Below are 15,927 nucleotides of genomic sequence, written 5' to 3'. Positions count from 1 at the left end.
CGGATAGATCAGTCAGTGAGCCAGTATTACAATCCCTCTAGTAACTATAGAGTCAAGAGGGAGTGGCATGGCTTACAAAATTGGTGAAGCTGCCAGGAGAGTGGGCTGCAAAGTGGAAACGGTTCGTTTCTACGAGCAGGCAGGGCTACTGCCAGAGCCCGCTCGCTCAGAGGGTAATTTCCGGCTCTACTCAGAGTCTCACCTGGAACAACTGCGTTTTATTCGCCACTGTCGTTCTCTGGATATCCCCCTCGAGGATATTCGCAACCTGTTGAGATTAAAAGAGGCTCCATCGCAAAGCTGCACTGATATTGATAGCGTGGTTGATGATCAAATTCAAAGAGTCGAAAAACAACTGGAATCGCTCAAGCAGTTGCGAAAAAGCTTGGTAGATTTACGCAATCGATGTGAGGGTGGCCAGGCAGTTAATGCCTGTGACATTATGCGGGAGCTGACAGATTGTAGCTGTCATGGCCATCCGGCAAATAATAATGAGTGTAAGTCGTAAATTTTGGGTCTTGTTTTGAGTAAGTGGCGTATAACTTTTATCGTATTATTTTGTATTGGTTTGTTGTTGGCCGTATGGGCATTTATCGTTGAGCCTGCAAGTTTCCGAATTAATGAAGATGATATTGTCGTAGATGCCTGGCCAAAGGAATGTAATGGGCTAAGGGTCGCGATACTTGCTGACCTGCATGTAGGTTCCCCTTACAAGGGGCGGAAGAGCTTACAAAACCTGGTTGAGGCTGTTAATAAAAGCCAACCCGACCTTATTCTCCTACCCGGTGACTTTGTTATTCAGGGGGTTGTTGGAGGTAAATTCGTTCCGCCGGAGGATGCAGCGGGAATTCTTAAAGAACTCAAGGCCCCGATGGGGGTGTTTGCCGTATTGGGAAATCATGATTGGTGGCTTGATGCAGCGCGGGTTGAGCAATCCCTTGAAAGCCAGGGGATTTCAGTGCTAGAGGATAAGTCAGTAAGGCTGGTAAGTAGCGAATGTAAATTACGGCTAGTGGGAATCAGTGATTTTTGGGAGGGGCCTCACGATGTTAAAAAAGCAATGCAGGGGATAGATGAAGGTGAAACGATATTGGCCTTCACTCATAATCCGGATATATTCCCCGAACTGCCTGCGGAGCTGTCATTAACTATCGCCGGGCATACTCACGGGGGCCAGGTCTACTTGCCGTTTATTGGGCGGCCCATAGTACCTTCAAGCTACGGGCAGCGTTTTGCTATTGGACATATTGTGGAAGGTGATAAACACCTCTATGTAAGCCCTGGGGTAGGGACCAGTATTTTGCCAGTACGTTTCCTGGTGCCACCAGAAGTAACTGTATTATCCATATTTGGTCCTTGAGTTTGATCTCTCACTGATGGATTTGGGTAGGTGGTTTGGTAGGAATGGAGCGGGGACCTTCACATATAATTCCAGCCCAAATAAGAAATAACGGGTTGATACGATGATAACCGTCAAACGAAAAGTACTGTTCGGGGATTGTGATCCCGAGGGAATCGTATACACCCCAAGGTTCTCATCTTTTGCACTTGAGGCAACCCATGATGCAATGGCTGTTCTGCTTGAAGGGCCTGCTATCGCCAGAATGAAACAACTGGGTTTTCTTACACCTGTAAGAGCTTTTAACCTGGAATTTCTATCCCCTGTAACCTGGGATCAAGAATTAAGTATCCATGTTTCTGTTGCGGATATTGGTAATCACTCTTTTACGTTTCAAACGAAAGGCTTTTTGGATAATGGGATACTAGCGTTCACCGCCAATATTACCTATGTCACCCTGTCATCCCCTGAAAAGCTAAAGACCCCGTTACCTGGCTATCTTAGAGAGGCCCTGCTGCGCGTCAGTTAGCTGCCAATTCATTGGCAAGTTATTAGAGTAGGGTGCTTCCTAATTATCTTTTTGAAAGATCGTTGTCGGAATTCCCTTGGCACCAGCGTAAAAAATGATGAGTATCGCTGGCTTGTCGCCTTCATTGCGCCCAAAATGCCACATATCGGTGACTTCGACGTAGGCTTTCCCCTCATCCAAAGTTAGGCTTTTATTCTGGTCAACGAGGGTAACTTTTAAAGTGCCTTCGGCAACATAGACGCTATTAGGTACGGGGTGTTTGTGCACTGGTAGCCGTGCGCCGGACTCGATTGTCACACGCACTACAGAGAGCTCTGGCTGCCCCTCTGGATATTGGGGTAGTGTATCTCCGGCCCAATCCTTGGTCGATTCTACCAGTGTGTCAAATTTTACTCCCTGCATATTTTCCTGTAGATAACCCGCCAAGGGGAGCAGTAGCAGTAATACTAGGGCAGCTATAGGCTTCCAGGTATTCATGGGGCGACTCCTTATCGCTCTAAGTAAGCAGCCGTCGCCATGCCGCCGGCAGTGCAGACACCAATAATTGCCCGATGGGCGTCGCGCCGGCCCAGCTCTAACAGGGTTGAACCCAGGTAGCGGATGCCCGACATACCGTAGGGGTGGCCGAGCGCAATAGCACCGCCATTAACGTTGGTAATGTCCCAAGGGGTTTTGAGTTCAGCTTGGTTGTATAGGGTGGTTACGGCAAAAGCCTCATGTAGCTCCCAAAGGTCAATCATATCCTGGGTGAGTTGGTGGCGCTTCATAAGGCGACTGACCGCTGGCGCTACCGCAATACTCATCTCTTTTGGCGCTACCGCTCCCAGCTGCATACCGCGAAACAGCCCCAGAATAGGCAGGTTTCTCTGCGCTGCCAGTTCAGCATCCATCATGACGACCGCTGCGGCCCCATCGGATAATTGGGACGCATTACCGGGAGTTATCGTCCCCCCTGTGTTTACGGGCTCCAGCGCAGACAGGGCTTCCATGGTTGTGCCGGGGCGGGGGCCTTCATCTTCTGACAAGGTGACTTTCAGGCGATTCGTTTCGCCACTCTCCTTATCTTTCACTGCCATTACCGTATCAAACGGCGTGATTTCCTCGGCAAACTTTCCGGCCTTTTGAGCTTCGGCAACACGCTTTTGTGATTCAACCACATAGCGATCCTGGTCTTCACGACTGATGTTGTATTGATCGGCGACATAGTCGGCCGTTTGGATCATGGTCCACCAAACTGCCGGCACTTTCTTTTGTAAGGGCTCATAGACAAAATGGTTCAGGTTCAAGTTGAACTGCACCAGGCTGATACTCTCGACGCCACCGGCCACCCCAATTTGCATTTCGCCTGCGGCAATACGGTTGGCCACAATAGAAGCCGCGTTAAGGCCAGAGCCGCAGTAGCGATTTATAGTAAACCCCGGCACTTGAGACCCAAAGCCGGCAAAGAGTGCCGCGTTGCGCGCAACATTGTGCCCAGTAGCTCCCTCGGGTAAGCCGCACCCCAGCACAACGTCTTCCACTTCCTGTGGCGTTAAACCCGCCTTATAAACCACCTCCCTCAGGACATGGGCAGCCATAGAAATACCGTGAGTTTCATTTAGCGCACCCCGCCTGGCTTTGGCGATGGCAGTTCGGCAATAGGCAACAACGGCGACATCTCTCATGGGTGTAGCTCACACGATCGGGGAGGGGATGTGTTTACATTAGATCAGATAGAGGGGCTTGCAGGAGGGAGGTGAGTTTGGAGCTGCTTTCAAGCGTAACCGCTCCAAGGGGAGGGGTTGTTTTGGGCTAGATTCTCCTCAATTTTGGCAGCTAACACGTTGAGGGAGCCTGTAGTACCCATGATAATCTGCCATTCACAAAATAATGGTATGGCATCACAGTATTCTTCATGCGGAAACTTCCCTCGACTAACTTGCTGGTAACCTTTGATGCGGCTGCTCGGCACTTAAGCTTCAAGGACGCTGCACAAGAGCTTCATGTAACACCTTCCGCTGTTGGGCACCAGATACGAACGCTGGAGGCGGAGTTGCAAACCAAGCTATTTATTCGTTTCAATCGAACTATTGAACTTACGGGTGTTGGTAGGGAATACCATCTGAAAATTGCCAAGGCACTGGAAGTGATTCGACGGGCAACTTTGGATTTACTTGCGCGGGATCAAAATAAAACACTTACCATCCACAGTATTCCATTTCTGACCAATACAGTACTCGCCCCAAATATCAAATCCTTTAAAGCGCTATACCCCACAGTGTGTATTAGTATCGAGTCTCAAATCGCCCGCGCTAGCATAGACCCTGGCGAGCTGCAGGTTGCTATACGTTATGACAAGGAGTCGAATGATGATTTGTGTTACCGGGAGATCTCAAGGGTGCGAATTTCACCGGTTTGCGCGCCGGGTTACTTGAAGAACGATCGAGCAAATCAGATCCAATTGTCTACAGATAAGCTGGGTTGGCAAAGATGGTCGGCAGATTGGGGCTTATCAGTTGAATTCAATGAGACGCTGACTTGTGATGGCTTACAACCCGTACTCGAGATGGCCGAGCAAGGGTTGGGAGTCGCAATGGGATACTTTCCCGCACTAACGCCTAAAGTCAGATCTGGAGAGCTTGAACTACTCTACCCTGAAAAATTCAGTGAGCTGGCTCCTTTGTATCTTGCCTTTAGCAAGTCATTGGAGGGTAACGAAATTATTGAAGGATTTGTTCGCTGGTTTATAGAAGTTGTCCATTCCCTAGAAGGTTAATCACCTAGCTTTATTTTCCCAGACAAGATTTTCTTGCCTGAGCCTAAGGAAAAACCCATTTGTCGCAGTGTTGTCACTTCCCTAGGATTATCTGATTGAGTATCTAAAGTAATCAGGTGGCCAGAGTATGATATCGGCAGTTATAGATGGCTTTGTGCCGAGTTTGCTTAAAAGTCAAACCCTTAAAGGGTACGCAGCTCACTCAAGAGATGGTATTCAGTTTATGGATTTGGGCTCTTGTGTGATTCGCTATCGAAAGATAGGGCGAGGCAGCCGTGTAATTGTATTTGAAGCAGATCCGCCAGTTGTTATTGAGCATTATGACTATCTTGTAAGCCAAGTTCCGAGTGATTTCACCGTTGTAATATTTGAACCACCTGGCTTTGGTTTTTCCATTCCTTCAACGAGTCTTGATTATAACTTTGCATCTTTAGTTAGTCTTACCGAGGTGTTTTTACAAAACCTTGCCCTTGGATGTGTGACGCTTGTTGCTCCATGCGTACTCGGCTTTGGAGCAATTGCACTTGCGTACAAGCGTCCAGATTTGCTTGACCACATAGTGCTATCTCAAGTACCGAGCTGGGGAGAAATGTTGAGATGGAAGGAGGGGAGAGATCCACGAGGTTTGCTGAGCAAGCCAATTTTAAGTCAGCTGTTGCTAAAAGCTCTGAAACGTAAGCGAACACTTGCCTGGTTTGAAGCTGCGCTAGGGAGGAGTGAGCTGATCACACCGTTTAATGAATTGGCCCAACAAGCCTACCAACATGGAGCAACTTTTAATCTGGCGTCAGCTTTTCAACGATTATTAGTCGGCGAATCTCCTTTGCAGGGTACTCTTTTCTCCAAACCCTTAACAGTGAGAGCCTTATTTCTTTGGGGGGAGCGGGACCTTTCTCATAAATGTACTTGTAAGCATTCAAGTTTGAATATGATCCCGGAGGCCTCTCTACTACGCATAGCAGAAGCTGGACATTTCCCTGAGCTGGAGGCTCCGGATGTGGTGCTGGGTCCTCTCATAAATTTTGTATTAGACCAAGATATGGAGGTCTCAAGTAATGATTGAAGAATGTCGAATAGTAACTCAGGATGGCCTATCTCTCGGGGCAACGCTATTTTCACCAAAAGGTCCGCCTAAAGCGGGGGTAATCATAAATTCGGCTACTGCGGTCAAGCAGGGCTATTATGCTGAATTTGCAAAATTCCTGGCTAAGAATGGCTACTTGGTAGTGACCTATGACTATCGAGGTATAGGTAAGTCTGCGCTTGCCAATCAACGAGACTCCCGACTATCTATGAGCGCGTGGGGAGAGTACGATTTGGCCGCTGTTATCGATTGGTCTACTAGCCAACACAAAACGCTAACCTGGCATTGTGTGGGGCATAGTGTAGGGGGCCAAATTATTGGCTTCGCAGATAACAATACCCAACTTGCTAGTGTCTACTGTGTATCCTCCCAAAGCGGGTATTGGGGTCATTGGGGATTGCGTCAGAGGCCCAAAATATTGTTTGCTTGGTTCGCTATGATACCGCTCTTATCAAATATTTTGGGGCAGGTTCCAGGCCTTTTCCTTGGAGGTGAAAGTTTACCCGCAGGCGTTGCCCGGCAGTGGGCCTACTGGGGGCGCCATAAAGACTATATTGTCGACCAGAGAGGTAGTCCCGTACGAGATGGCTTCTCCCGTCTAGAGTGCAATATGAAGTTTCTATACATAGATGACGATATAGATTTTGCTCCACTGCAGGCTGTGAAGGCTCTCAAGGCGTTCTACTGTAATGCAAATACCGAAATAAAGATTGTGAATGCTAAAGCCGTGGATACAAAGCCAATAGGTCATTTTGGTTTCTTCAAGGCGCGCTACGAAGATAGTTTGTGGAGGGACACTTTAGATTGGTTGAATGCTGCGGCTTGAGCATCTAGGGGGACTATTTCTATTTTGATTTGGAAGTCGCCCCACTCATCATACTATTTACTCTTCTTTATCAGGTCCTGCTGGTTAGTCTTGGGTGTTCATCTTAGAGTGGGTTTTGATGACTGAATAACCTAAATTTGCGAAGGAAAATACAGTGAGTGCGGGATAAAATAGGCATAGATGCCGGCTGAAGGCTTATAAACGTGTAATCACAGTGAGTTTTGAGCCCACTTTATTCTCCTGTCCTTTTCTGTTGCAAAAGAGTTGCCGTTAATGGTCGTCAAGAATCTAAAGAAAGTTATTGTCGTACTTTTGATTGCGCTCCATTGTGGCCAGCCCTCAGGCGGTATGGCTTACCGTGATAAGGCATTTATAGTTGAGAGCAGTAAAGTAAATAAAACATCAGAATACTTAATGGAAATAGGTCTTTCCAATAGCGTATTGCCTAGACCAACTGACTGGTGGTCAGGTGAAAATACATGTAATTACCATGGGATTAATGCGGGCAGATGTGCACCAGAGGGAATCTCCCAGTGGATTCTTACTATGAACGATACGAATAGGGCTAATGAAAGTAGCTCTAGTGTTGCGGTACATGGTAATTCAAAAATAAAAAACTACAGGCTTTTTGAACTTCATTCAAAATACAAGGGTGAAGATATAAGGTGTCTTAAAAAATTTAAATATATGTGTCCTGCATATGTTATTTATTACACAGATGCCCAGCGAGAGGGGACGAAACTATCGGTGATGGACGGGAAGATTTATGACTCTACTGGTGAGCTTTTTGATACTAGGCGCGCACAACAGGCAGAAGATTATAATGGTAGAGCTGCTATCTATGTTATGGATAAGAATGGAAATATATATTCAAGTTACTTTTATCCAAAGCCAGTCTTTGCTCATTCGACGTTTCTGGCAGGAGATAGTGTTGCAGCAGCGGGTGAGATCGTGGCGGAGGGTGGAAAGATAGTTTTTGTTAACACCTGTTCTGGCCATTATCGGCCCACTCCAGTTGCCATTGATCAGCTTCGAACTCAGTTGTTGTTGCTAGGATATAGAGATGTGAGCTTTGATAGTTCCACTGATTGTAAATGGCAATAGATGTCTTTACATGACCACATATAGGTTTCAATGACTTTGGCGGTATGTTTTGCTCTGTCTTCTGTAGTCTAGATGTTGTCCGCTCCAGTCAATACTGTTGTGGTCAACTTCAACAGGGCACTCCTTTTAGCACATTTATCGAATTCCATAGTGGCTATGCGATAAAGGAATCAGCTATAAAAGATGTGTATATTCACACAATATTTCATTTTGTGATCTCTTCTGTTCCATTATTTTTGCCTTATAACTCCGAATTTTGGTTGGATTCGTGGACGACTAGAATCTAATTTTATAGTTACTATATGGCTATAGCGCCTTCTCTTTCTATACTATTGGCAGTGATCTCCCCAATGGGAAGAGCCTGCAATGAAAAAAGCAAAACCTTTTCGTAAGCTTGGGGCTCAAGAAGCACTTTTTGTAGAGTTGACCGAAAAGTCAAACGGTGCGGTACAACTGGCTGTCTTCTTTAAGACATGTAAGTCTCTGGGAGTCCAAGAATTAATGAAGGGAATGGAATACCTGCATAACCTGCACTCAATGCTCCGTTCTCGGGTAGAAAAAAATAAAAATGCCTACTGGTTCTGTGATGTAGGTTTCGAAGCTATTCCTTTTGAGATTAAGTACGATGCATTGCCTTTAGATTATCAGGAAGAGTTCAAGCGCTTAGGAAGTAAAGTTCTTGAGCTTGATAAATATATTTATCGTTTCACGGTTTATGCGAATGAGCATGAAGAAGTAAAGTGGATTGCTTTTATGGTAAGCCATGCTGCTATGGATGGGCGCTCCTTATTACTCTTGGTTAGAGATTTGGATCGGTACTTGAGAGGGGATTCAGAAGATAAACCCTCTGCTTCGATAATGCAAAAATCGGTGGTGGACTATATTGGATCAATAAAACATCTCAAAAAAACGCAGTCGGCAATTAGTAGTGATAATTGCGCTCTCCCAAAGTGGTTAGTAGAGCAGGCGGCAGATGCTTCACATCGAAAGGGATGTTCTATTTACCGAGTCCTCCCCAAGAAATTATGTGAGAAATTGTACTTGCGCTCAAAAGATAAGAATATTCAGGTTACCTCTATCTATGATGCTGCTGCTATTATTGCTGCTCGGTCACTACCCGGTTTCTGCTCCACCACAGAGTTAATGTTGCCTATAAATGCCCAGTACTTATGTAAACACCAAATAGATCGGGATGTTATTGGAGAGTGTACAACTACATTGTCTGTATCCTTGTTATCAAATGAAACTAGTCTCGACTTGCTGAGTCTCGCGCATTTCATTCAAAAAAAAGTCTATATGCAGTTTAGATGTGGAAATTTCTTTGAGCCTTCACTTGTACCCGATTACAATCTCGAAGAGATCGAACAGCTGGCTAAAGATTCTAGCTCTGCGAAAGATTACTTTCCCTCTGGAATTTGCGTATCCAATGTAGGGGATATAGGTGAGTATACGGGCCCTTTGAAGTTCTTTGACTTTGGTGTGGTTATGACCGTTCAAACACATGGAGAACACCCCATAATGCTAGTGACATGTACAATAGATGGAGAAGGGGTGTTTGTTTTTGGATATTGCGAACCGCTGGTTAGCAAAGAAAGCGCTCTAAAGTATGTAGAAAAATATATGAAGATACTAAGAGAATTTTCCGAGAGCGGTGATATTTATACAAGTTAGCGATCGGCAAGGCATAACGCGAGTTTAATAAATAGGGTGTAGGTACAATTTCCATATTCAAGCGAGCGTCTATAGATTCTTACGCTCCACCGCCAATTTGAAGTAATTTAGGGCTACCAACCATCCTTGTGCGATAAAGCCCATAGGTTTCGCAAGGAGAAGTAGCGAGATATTGGGTTGGGATTAGGTCTGTTGGAAAGGAAGTGCCGACAGTCGCTTACGCTGTATATCTGTTGGGGTAGAACTGGGGACAGGATTAATACTCTTGATCTAAAAGTGGTCAAAACTCAACTTTCATATTATGACGTTCATATTTTTTGTAACAGGGAAACTGACGCCGGCAGGCAAGTAATTACTGCGCCAAAATCTTTGGTCAGCCCAACAGGAAATGAATCAATCGGAGGGCTAATGTTACATAGTGCTCTGCTCTGTAATGACCTGCCCGATGCATAAATGAAGTCATCATTATTACCTCTCAGGCAGGTTTGACCTCTATTTGCCAAAGGTAGTGACAGTTTGCCATCTACTTATCAAAATCATTCCCTGGGTGTTGGGTTAGCTCTTCTCGGCGGAGTGTTGATGGGGTGTCTTGGTATTGCCGGTAAGCTGGGTTCTGGTGCAGGCCTTAGTCCATTTCTACTATTGGCTGCACAGGTCATATTGCTTGCTCCATTGTCGGGTATGTTTCTTCTGATGCGACAAGGGGTGGCGGGGATAAGGCCGGTGAATCCCCAGATCCTTATCCTTCGCTCCATATCAGGTTTTGTCTATTTTGCTGCCTTCTATTGGGCGGTCAAGGGCATACCCATCGCAGATGCCCTGGTGCTGGAAAGCACGAATCCATTCTTTGCCATGTTGATGGCCCGAGTATTCCTCGGTCACCGGGTTAGCATCGCCACTATCTTTCTTGCGATACTGGCATTCTTGGGCGTATGCCTCATTTTGATCCAGCACAGTGTTCAGGGCATTTTCAATCCCTACTCACTCCTTGCGTTGTTGGCGGGAGTAGCGCGTGCAGCGGGTAGTATCACAACCGGTGTCGCAGGCCGGACCGAGCCACCTGAGCGCATCATGTTCTATTTCGCTGTTGGGATGTTGGTCTTTAGCTTATCTATTGTATTCTGGGAGGGGGCGAAGGTAGAGACATCGTCGCTATGGATTCTCGCGATTCCCGCGCTGCTGTTTGTCCCACAGAACCTCGCTTACACGATCGCTAATCGTGTCGCACCTGCTTATCTCGTTGGGGCACTGTTTTACAGTGCGATCCTCGTCGGTGTGTTAGCTGATCGTTTTATGTTTGGCACAGAATTCGGTATCCGTGGTGTGATAGGCATGGGTATTACGGTTGCCGCTGGTCTCGGGTTGGCTTGGTTGCGGGCGAAAGAGCTCAAAGAGTAACTTGGTGCTCAGTTCTCCAGCGTCAATCAAGTGCCTAAATACTCAAAAATCCGGTGGGTTAGGGAGCGGTTGTTTACTAGGCCACTTTTCTCAATGACAGAGGCCTCTCCAGAGCTTCAACTTGTTACCTTTTTTGCCTGGTAAATCGCCAAGTCAGCTATTAGACGATAGGAGTTTTCGGAGTAGCCGCCACTGGTTACGGTGACCATAGGCACATCCAGCGATTGAATCTGGTCAACCAGCCATTGGTCCCTTTTTCTGGCCCCATCGATACTGACCTGGAGCCCCCCCAGCTTATCCTGGGCAATAATATCTGTGCCTGCATTGTAGATAACCAATTTAGGCAGCGGACTCTGCTTAATGAAGTCCGAAAATTCCGACTCCAACCGACTGAGGTAACCTTCAGTATCTGTTCCTTGCTTTAGCGGGACTAAAAATGGCCAGCGAGATTCCTGCTCATCGGGGTGCAAGCCGGGGTAGGCTTGCATATTGTACATATCAAAGATATGTATATTGGGGTCCTCCATGGCCCAATCAGCAAACCCATTCCCTCTATGGGCATCAAGGTCAATTACCCAGATATTGTCATCTGGTGAGAGCAGGTGCTGTTTGCGGGCACGATTAATAGCAATGGCTACATCGGCGAAAGCACAGAACCCTTCACCGTGACCAGCGAATGCGTGGTGATAGCCTCCACCGAGATTTAAGGTAGAGGATTTCTTACTCAAGGCTTCCTGTACCGCCAAGCAAGTGCCTTCAGCTGCAAAGCGCATTGGCTTCATGAAATATTTATTTAATACGCCTGCGGGCAGCAAGCGCAGTAGCGGCATCTCTATAACGCGAGCCAGTGTTTTCGATTGATGCAAGCTATCTAAATAGGGCTGCGTATGTACAGATAATAGCCAGTCTTGACTAAGAGGCTCTGAAACAACTTTTAACTCAATTTTCGCTTCTGACTCGGCATTAATCAGTGCCAATGCTTTCTCATATTTACAGCCATCAAAAGGGTGCAAGCTGGAAAGCAGCGGCAAGCTGATGTTGTAATTTGGCGAGTAGAATAGCGGTAGGCTCATGAGGTTATTTGGCTTCGAATTTGTAGCGCATAAGCTAACCCATCATTGGGGGTCCACATATCAATATGATTACCAAAAAAGCGTAACTGGAAGAGAATACGGTAAATAGGGCTCGCTGCCCAGTCACTGATCTTGATTCCACCTTTTCAGGGTGATGTGAATCCTGAGCCAGTCTCAAGTAGCCAGGCAACGACCGTCGAGCAATTCTGATCCTTCATATTGTAATGCTTCTGCTCGACCTTGAAGTTTTCCCAGGCTTCAATCATTTTTGTTTCATTCAGCTCATCGATAAGAATATTCTGATCCGCATCACCGCCCTCGAGGCGTCTATCAACTCGATAACCACTTGGAAAGGAGGGCTGTGCGATCGCGCGATTTTAAAGTCCTTTTTCCTTGATACTGAAGAGGGCCAGTAGCTGATATAGGTGTTATCAATAGTGATGGAAGCATGCCCGACATCCCCGGTTTTTTGCTTCCAGACATGAACAGTAATAGCCATTTCCTTATTGCTTAGCGACTTCTAAATTCAATACTCAATGAAGAAAGAGCGGTTCAGTTTTTGTAGTTCAGTGACTTATTTTATTTAGGTGGGAGGTTAGCATACTTGCATCTGGGTACGTAGTTTCAGGCAATTACACTGATCTGGTGCCGTATTATTCTGCCGATCCAGTAGTCATTGTGTGAAGGAACAATAGTTTTGAGTTTATATTCGACAAGGATTTGCCATCGATCGATAAATGGATGAATAGCACTTCTTTATCTTTGTAGCTTCTGGAGGTCTAACAGTTGTGTGATAAAAATAGAAAGCAAAAGCCTCTATTTTTATCACAGCTAGTTTTACTTTTTATGAATGAATCAATTGGCGCTATTTGAGTGGTAAATCATCGCTTGCCAAACGTTCTGCTTGCCGCCGCCGTAACTATCAATTGTAGGGTTCTTGATATATGACCAAGCGACTTTACCGTTGCCCATGAAGACAGGCTCGTCAAGCCCGCCCCAACCAAAATTCGTCAACTTTACAGGGCCTTCCAAAACCTTTAGGTCTGCATCAATTTCCATAACATAGTAGGCTTTCGGAACAAGCATCCGCATTGCCCCATTTTTAGCGGAACTCCGGTTATAAGAAAGGTTGTCGGAAATGCACTGAAATTGCGCATAGCCAAATAGGTAACGCCCATTTTTCAAGTCGATAAGTTGTGGATCACTGATTTGACAGTCGGGCTCTTCTACAAGCCATTTAAAGCCTTCCCCCTCGATACTTCCTTCACCATCCACTTTAGCAATACCAATGCGAGTCAGGGATGAGGATTCCAGAGCATCCCCACTGCGTAGCCCCTGTCTTGAAATGGTTGGATTATCGCTGTTTGACATGTAGGAAAAGAAGCAGTTCGTATCATCGGATGAGCATTGCTGGTCAAAAGGCCCTTCAGTGCTGGTATCAATGCCGTATTCGCTTTGCAGGAAGCGATTCATTTCTTCGTCATCAATGTACTTGGGGGACACGATGAGAGATAAGTTAGTATCTTCATTTACAGGAACTACAGTATGTCCACCTCCGTTAGAGAAAAATGCGTTGTCGGAAGGGATCAGATAATTGTAGTAACCTTCAAATCTACTGGTAGAAGAAATATCCTCCATTTTGATGGCAATAGTATTTAATCCGCGCGATTGATTATATTGACCACCATCGCTAGTGCAAATCGCTCCATATTTTTCGGTACCAGGATTATAAAATGCCCGGATATTCAAGACATGACCGTAGCCGCAAAGCCAATACCAGCCTCTGTTATTACTGCCACTCATATTTAAGGACCAGTTATCGCGATCAATAACAGTCATTCCAGCAGAATAGTGGGAGCCACCATAGCTGCTATCAAAAACCCGAGCAGTTACTGAGAAGGCGTAGCTGGTGCGGCCTTGGCTATCATTCTCGACATAGATAAGCTCTTGGGCTCCGGCGTGGCCGCCACCATGCATCTTGTTTACAACGTAGGCAGCAGGCTTCTCGCTAAGCGCTAAGTTATCCCACTCCATTAGCCAGATTTGATCATTATATTTGTAGCCATTCTCGCGAATATACTCGACCATAGCGTTATAGTCGGCATCAGAGAGTTGATCGACAATATAAGCCATCTCCTCTTGCATTTCGTTACCTTTAATTGTCTTAAAGGTCGGGGAATCGCCGAAGTCGGTCTCGGGGAAATTTTCTTTTAGCCCAGGTAGGAAGTCCTCGAACTTTAGTGTGAGATGGTCCGTAAAATAGCCAATGTATTGACTGTGATTGGTAGATATCATCAGGCCGATATCCCTTTCAATACGTCCGTCAATAGCACTGATATTATTTTCCATCTTCATCCAGTCGCTACCGTATTGCTCAACCAGATCCCCTTGAACATCATAGCGCTCGTTTGCCTGGTATTCAGTGTTGCATAAGACCGCAACCCGTGAGCAATCAGCGCTAGCTGCGATACCATGGGCTTCGTAGCATTGTTTTAGAATTGTGGTATTGCCGGTTTGGTCGAAGCTTAGAGTTTCAGGATTATATTGCAGCTCATAAACAGTGCCATAAGTGATTTCATCTTCTCCACTACCTTCGCTAAGGGTTTTGGAAACAAACATCCTGGGTCTATCAGTATCGGTTGCGCAAGCTGTGGTGTAACTTCGCATGGGCACGGACTGTAGATTGTCATCCTGATTACTATCTGTTCTAGCTATATAGTGTGGGAGTCCATGGACTTCTTCGGCATTGGTTTGGCCATTCGGCAATGTGATATCCCGGGAAGTAATCTGGGCAAACCCCAGATCTGCTGTTTCTATATCGCCAACAGTCACGGTCCCAGGTTCGTTGTCTGGAAGGGTCCCCGATCCGCTATCCCCAGAGCCGCTACCACTACCTGAACCGCCACCATCTCCAGAGCCTTGGCCCCCGCCACTGTCGCCAGATGATTGGGCTGGGTCCGAATCTGAAGAAGAGCCTCCACCTCCTCCACATGAAGCCAGTATGACTGTAAATGCCAGTGCTAAAGTTTTCTTGCTGAATAGCTTGCTCATAAGTTTGCCCGTAAATGTGCGATTGGAATCGATTGTTATCCGTGAAATTGTCGACAAAATCTCATTTTTGAGTTATTAGAATTGGGAGCGCCATTCTAGTTCTCTCGATCTACCTTTCTGTGGGTTACTTAATAATTTCTCTAAAGGGGCATTATTTTGATAGGAAATCTTGTGAAGCCCCTCTGTTTGAGTATTTGAAGAAGCTTTACATGGGATCACTAGAATTTTTGTCGAAGGCCAAGTGGGGTGTCCGCTATATTAATTGGTATTGTTGATCCTATAGTTTTCACCAATGATTCTGGCTAGCGCTTTGATAAGGTTTTCAAGAGTGAAAGGGTAGGGGGTTAATCTATTATCGGAATAAATTCCATTAAAGCTGATGCGGCTGGAGGTAAATGTATTAAACGGTTTGAACTAAGTTACAGCGTGCGCAGGGGAGGAAGCATCGGCAATAGCCCGCGCTAAGATATCAGTATTTATTGAGGCAAATATAAGTTTGTTGTACTGCTCCCACTATCTCACAAAGTCTTCGCAAAGCCTCAAAGAATTCCGATTCAGAAATGGTCAGTGCCTGGTTGATAGAGTGGGCTGTGCCGAGATAGGCGCTGTGCTCTCGGCAACACGGTGTTCTTGTCTGAGGTCTAAAAATCTCCAGCCCGTATGTATAAAATCTGAATAGTGGTTTGGTTGAGGCGACGACTGATAAATAGCTTTAAGGTTTCTGTTTCTTCTTGATACGTATATAGATCTCTTCACGATGAATGGGTAGAGACTTGGGTGCATCTATACCTATCTTCACTTGACTGCCTTTTACTTCAATAACTGTTATTACAACATTTGTTCCAATTCTCAGGTTTTCACCAGTCCGGCGCTTTAAAATCAACATGCTTATTTCCTTCGGAAACTAAATTATGTGCGGATTCCACACAAGGGGAAGCTGGAAAGTGGTGTGTGGAGGAGGGTTAGGAGGCGCACGAGAACGGTAGGCATAAAAGAAGAAAATACGGATGCAACGCTTCCAGAGCTTGATGAAGCACTCTAAGCTCCTGAGCCTAGTCAACTTTATTGAAGACGAGCGGGTTTCTAGCGTATTATCC

Annotated in this window: 14 protein-coding genes; 9 read left to right on the top strand and 5 right to left on the bottom strand. The window is 45.9% G+C overall.

Features of this window, described 5'->3' with window-relative positions; translation table 11 throughout:
• Nucleotides 1-67: 67 nt before the first annotated feature.
• From cadR to ACJJIM_RS09840, 3 genes are all read left to right on the top strand, one after another.
• Nucleotides 68-508, top strand: a complete 441-nt coding sequence (gene cadR / locus ACJJIM_RS09850) for a Cd(II)/Pb(II)-responsive transcriptional regulator (protein ID WP_444913155.1) — start codon at nucleotides 68-70, stop codon at nucleotides 506-508.
• A gap of 15 nt (nucleotides 509-523) precedes the next feature.
• Nucleotides 524-1,360 carry a metallophosphoesterase gene (locus ACJJIM_RS09845; RefSeq protein WP_444913154.1) on the top strand — a complete coding sequence of 279 codons (837 nt, stop codon included), beginning with the start codon at nucleotides 524-526 and terminating at the stop codon, nucleotides 1,358-1,360.
• Nucleotides 1,361-1,463: 103 nt separating this feature from the next.
• On the top strand, nucleotides 1,464-1,868 hold the full coding sequence (locus ACJJIM_RS09840; RefSeq protein WP_444913153.1) for an acyl-CoA thioesterase: 405 nt from the start codon (nucleotides 1,464-1,466) through the stop codon (nucleotides 1,866-1,868).
• 39 nt (nucleotides 1,869-1,907) lie between these two features.
• Here the strand turns inward: ACJJIM_RS09840 and ACJJIM_RS09835 are convergent, their stop codons facing one another.
• Complete coding sequence (locus tag ACJJIM_RS09835; RefSeq protein WP_444913152.1) at nucleotides 1,908-2,345, bottom strand: cupin domain-containing protein; 438 nt, start codon at nucleotides 2,343-2,345, stop codon at nucleotides 1,908-1,910.
• An 11-nt stretch (nucleotides 2,346-2,356) separates the two neighbouring features.
• Nucleotides 2,357-3,532 (bottom strand): thiolase family protein, encoded by a 1,176-nt coding sequence (locus tag ACJJIM_RS09830; protein ID WP_444908172.1) that lies wholly within the window; start codon nucleotides 3,530-3,532, stop codon nucleotides 2,357-2,359.
• 230 nt (nucleotides 3,533-3,762) lie between these two features.
• On the opposite strand from ACJJIM_RS09830, the gene ACJJIM_RS09825 reads away from it, so the two are divergent.
• The 6 genes from ACJJIM_RS09825 to ACJJIM_RS09800 all read left to right on the top strand — a co-directional run bounded on the left by ACJJIM_RS09825 (nucleotide 3,763) and on the right by ACJJIM_RS09800 (nucleotide 10,706).
• Nucleotides 3,763-4,623: a LysR substrate-binding domain-containing protein gene (locus ACJJIM_RS09825; protein ID WP_444913151.1), complete on the top strand. Its 861-nt coding sequence runs from the start codon at nucleotides 3,763-3,765 to the stop codon at nucleotides 4,621-4,623.
• A gap of 127 nt (nucleotides 4,624-4,750) precedes the next feature.
• Nucleotides 4,751-5,686 (top strand): alpha/beta fold hydrolase, encoded by a 936-nt coding sequence (locus ACJJIM_RS09820; protein WP_413662130.1) that lies wholly within the window; start codon nucleotides 4,751-4,753, stop codon nucleotides 5,684-5,686.
• Nucleotides 5,679-6,533, top strand: coding sequence for an alpha/beta hydrolase family protein (locus ACJJIM_RS09815; protein ID WP_444913150.1), 855 nt, complete (start codon nucleotides 5,679-5,681; stop codon nucleotides 6,531-6,533). Before ACJJIM_RS09820 ends, ACJJIM_RS09815 begins: the two co-directional genes overlap by 8 nt.
• Before the next feature lie 273 nt (nucleotides 6,534-6,806).
• Nucleotides 6,807-7,637 carry a hypothetical protein gene (locus tag ACJJIM_RS09810; protein WP_444913149.1) on the top strand — a complete coding sequence of 277 codons (831 nt, stop codon included), beginning with the start codon at nucleotides 6,807-6,809 and terminating at the stop codon, nucleotides 7,635-7,637.
• Between the two features lie 366 nt (nucleotides 7,638-8,003).
• Nucleotides 8,004-9,308 (top strand): hypothetical protein, encoded by a 1,305-nt coding sequence (locus tag ACJJIM_RS09805; protein WP_444913148.1) that lies wholly within the window; start codon nucleotides 8,004-8,006, stop codon nucleotides 9,306-9,308.
• Between the two features lie 516 nt (nucleotides 9,309-9,824).
• The gene (locus ACJJIM_RS09800; RefSeq protein WP_444913147.1) at nucleotides 9,825-10,706 is read left to right on the top strand and encodes a DMT family transporter; all 882 of its coding nucleotides are present in this window, start codon (nucleotides 9,825-9,827) and stop codon (nucleotides 10,704-10,706) included.
• 116 nt (nucleotides 10,707-10,822) lie between these two features.
• Here ACJJIM_RS09800 and ACJJIM_RS09795 read toward each other — a convergent pair whose 3' ends face one another.
• The 3 genes from ACJJIM_RS09795 to csrA all read right to left on the bottom strand — a co-directional run bounded on the left by ACJJIM_RS09795 (nucleotide 10,823) and on the right by csrA (nucleotide 15,716).
• Entirely contained in the window at nucleotides 10,823-11,779 is a 957-nt protein-coding gene (locus tag ACJJIM_RS09795) for a histone deacetylase family protein (protein WP_444913146.1), read from the bottom strand.
• Nucleotides 11,780-12,634: 855 nt separating this feature from the next.
• The gene (locus ACJJIM_RS09790; protein ID WP_444913145.1) at nucleotides 12,635-14,830 is read right to left on the bottom strand and encodes a hypothetical protein; all 2,196 of its coding nucleotides are present in this window, start codon (nucleotides 14,828-14,830) and stop codon (nucleotides 12,635-12,637) included.
• 712 nt (nucleotides 14,831-15,542) lie between these two features.
• On the bottom strand, nucleotides 15,543-15,716 hold the full coding sequence (csrA, locus tag ACJJIM_RS09785; protein WP_444897449.1) for a carbon storage regulator CsrA: 174 nt from the start codon (nucleotides 15,714-15,716) through the stop codon (nucleotides 15,543-15,545).
• Nucleotides 15,717-15,927: the final 211 nt, after the last annotated feature.

The sequence above is a fragment of the Microbulbifer maximicatervae (SeqCode) genome (assembly GCF_052467615.1).
Note: the sequence above shows the minus strand (reverse complement) of the source record. Positions and strands in the feature narration are given on the sequence as shown.

Bases quoted from the DNA above. Each gene is read 5' to 3' on its own strand.
- cadR (WP_444913155.1), top strand. From the start codon at position 68: ATGGCTTACAAAATTGGTGAAGCTGCCAGGAGAGTGGGCTGCAAAGTG.
- ACJJIM_RS09840 (WP_444913153.1), top strand. From the start codon at position 1,464: ATGATAACCGTCAAACGAAAAGTACTGTTCGGGGATTGTGATCCCGAG.
- ACJJIM_RS09835 (WP_444913152.1), bottom strand. From the start codon at position 2,345: ATGAATACCTGGAAGCCTATAGCTGCCCTAGTATTACTGCTACTGCTC.
- ACJJIM_RS09830 (WP_444908172.1), bottom strand. From the start codon at position 3,532: ATGAGAGATGTCGCCGTTGTTGCCTATTGCCGAACTGCCATCGCCAAA.
- ACJJIM_RS09825 (WP_444913151.1), top strand. From the start codon at position 3,763: ATGCGGAAACTTCCCTCGACTAACTTGCTGGTAACCTTTGATGCGGCT.
- ACJJIM_RS09820 (WP_413662130.1), top strand. From the start codon at position 4,751: ATGATATCGGCAGTTATAGATGGCTTTGTGCCGAGTTTGCTTAAAAGT.
- ACJJIM_RS09815 (WP_444913150.1), top strand. From the start codon at position 5,679: ATGATTGAAGAATGTCGAATAGTAACTCAGGATGGCCTATCTCTCGGG.
- ACJJIM_RS09810 (WP_444913149.1), top strand. From the start codon at position 6,807: ATGGTCGTCAAGAATCTAAAGAAAGTTATTGTCGTACTTTTGATTGCG.
- ACJJIM_RS09805 (WP_444913148.1), top strand. From the start codon at position 8,004: ATGAAAAAAGCAAAACCTTTTCGTAAGCTTGGGGCTCAAGAAGCACTT.
- ACJJIM_RS09795 (WP_444913146.1), bottom strand. From the start codon at position 11,779: ATGAGCCTACCGCTATTCTACTCGCCAAATTACAACATCAGCTTGCCG.
- ACJJIM_RS09790 (WP_444913145.1), bottom strand. From the start codon at position 14,830: ATGAGCAAGCTATTCAGCAAGAAAACTTTAGCACTGGCATTTACAGTC.
- csrA (WP_444897449.1), bottom strand. From the start codon at position 15,716: ATGTTGATTTTAAAGCGCCGGACTGGTGAAAACCTGAGAATTGGAACA.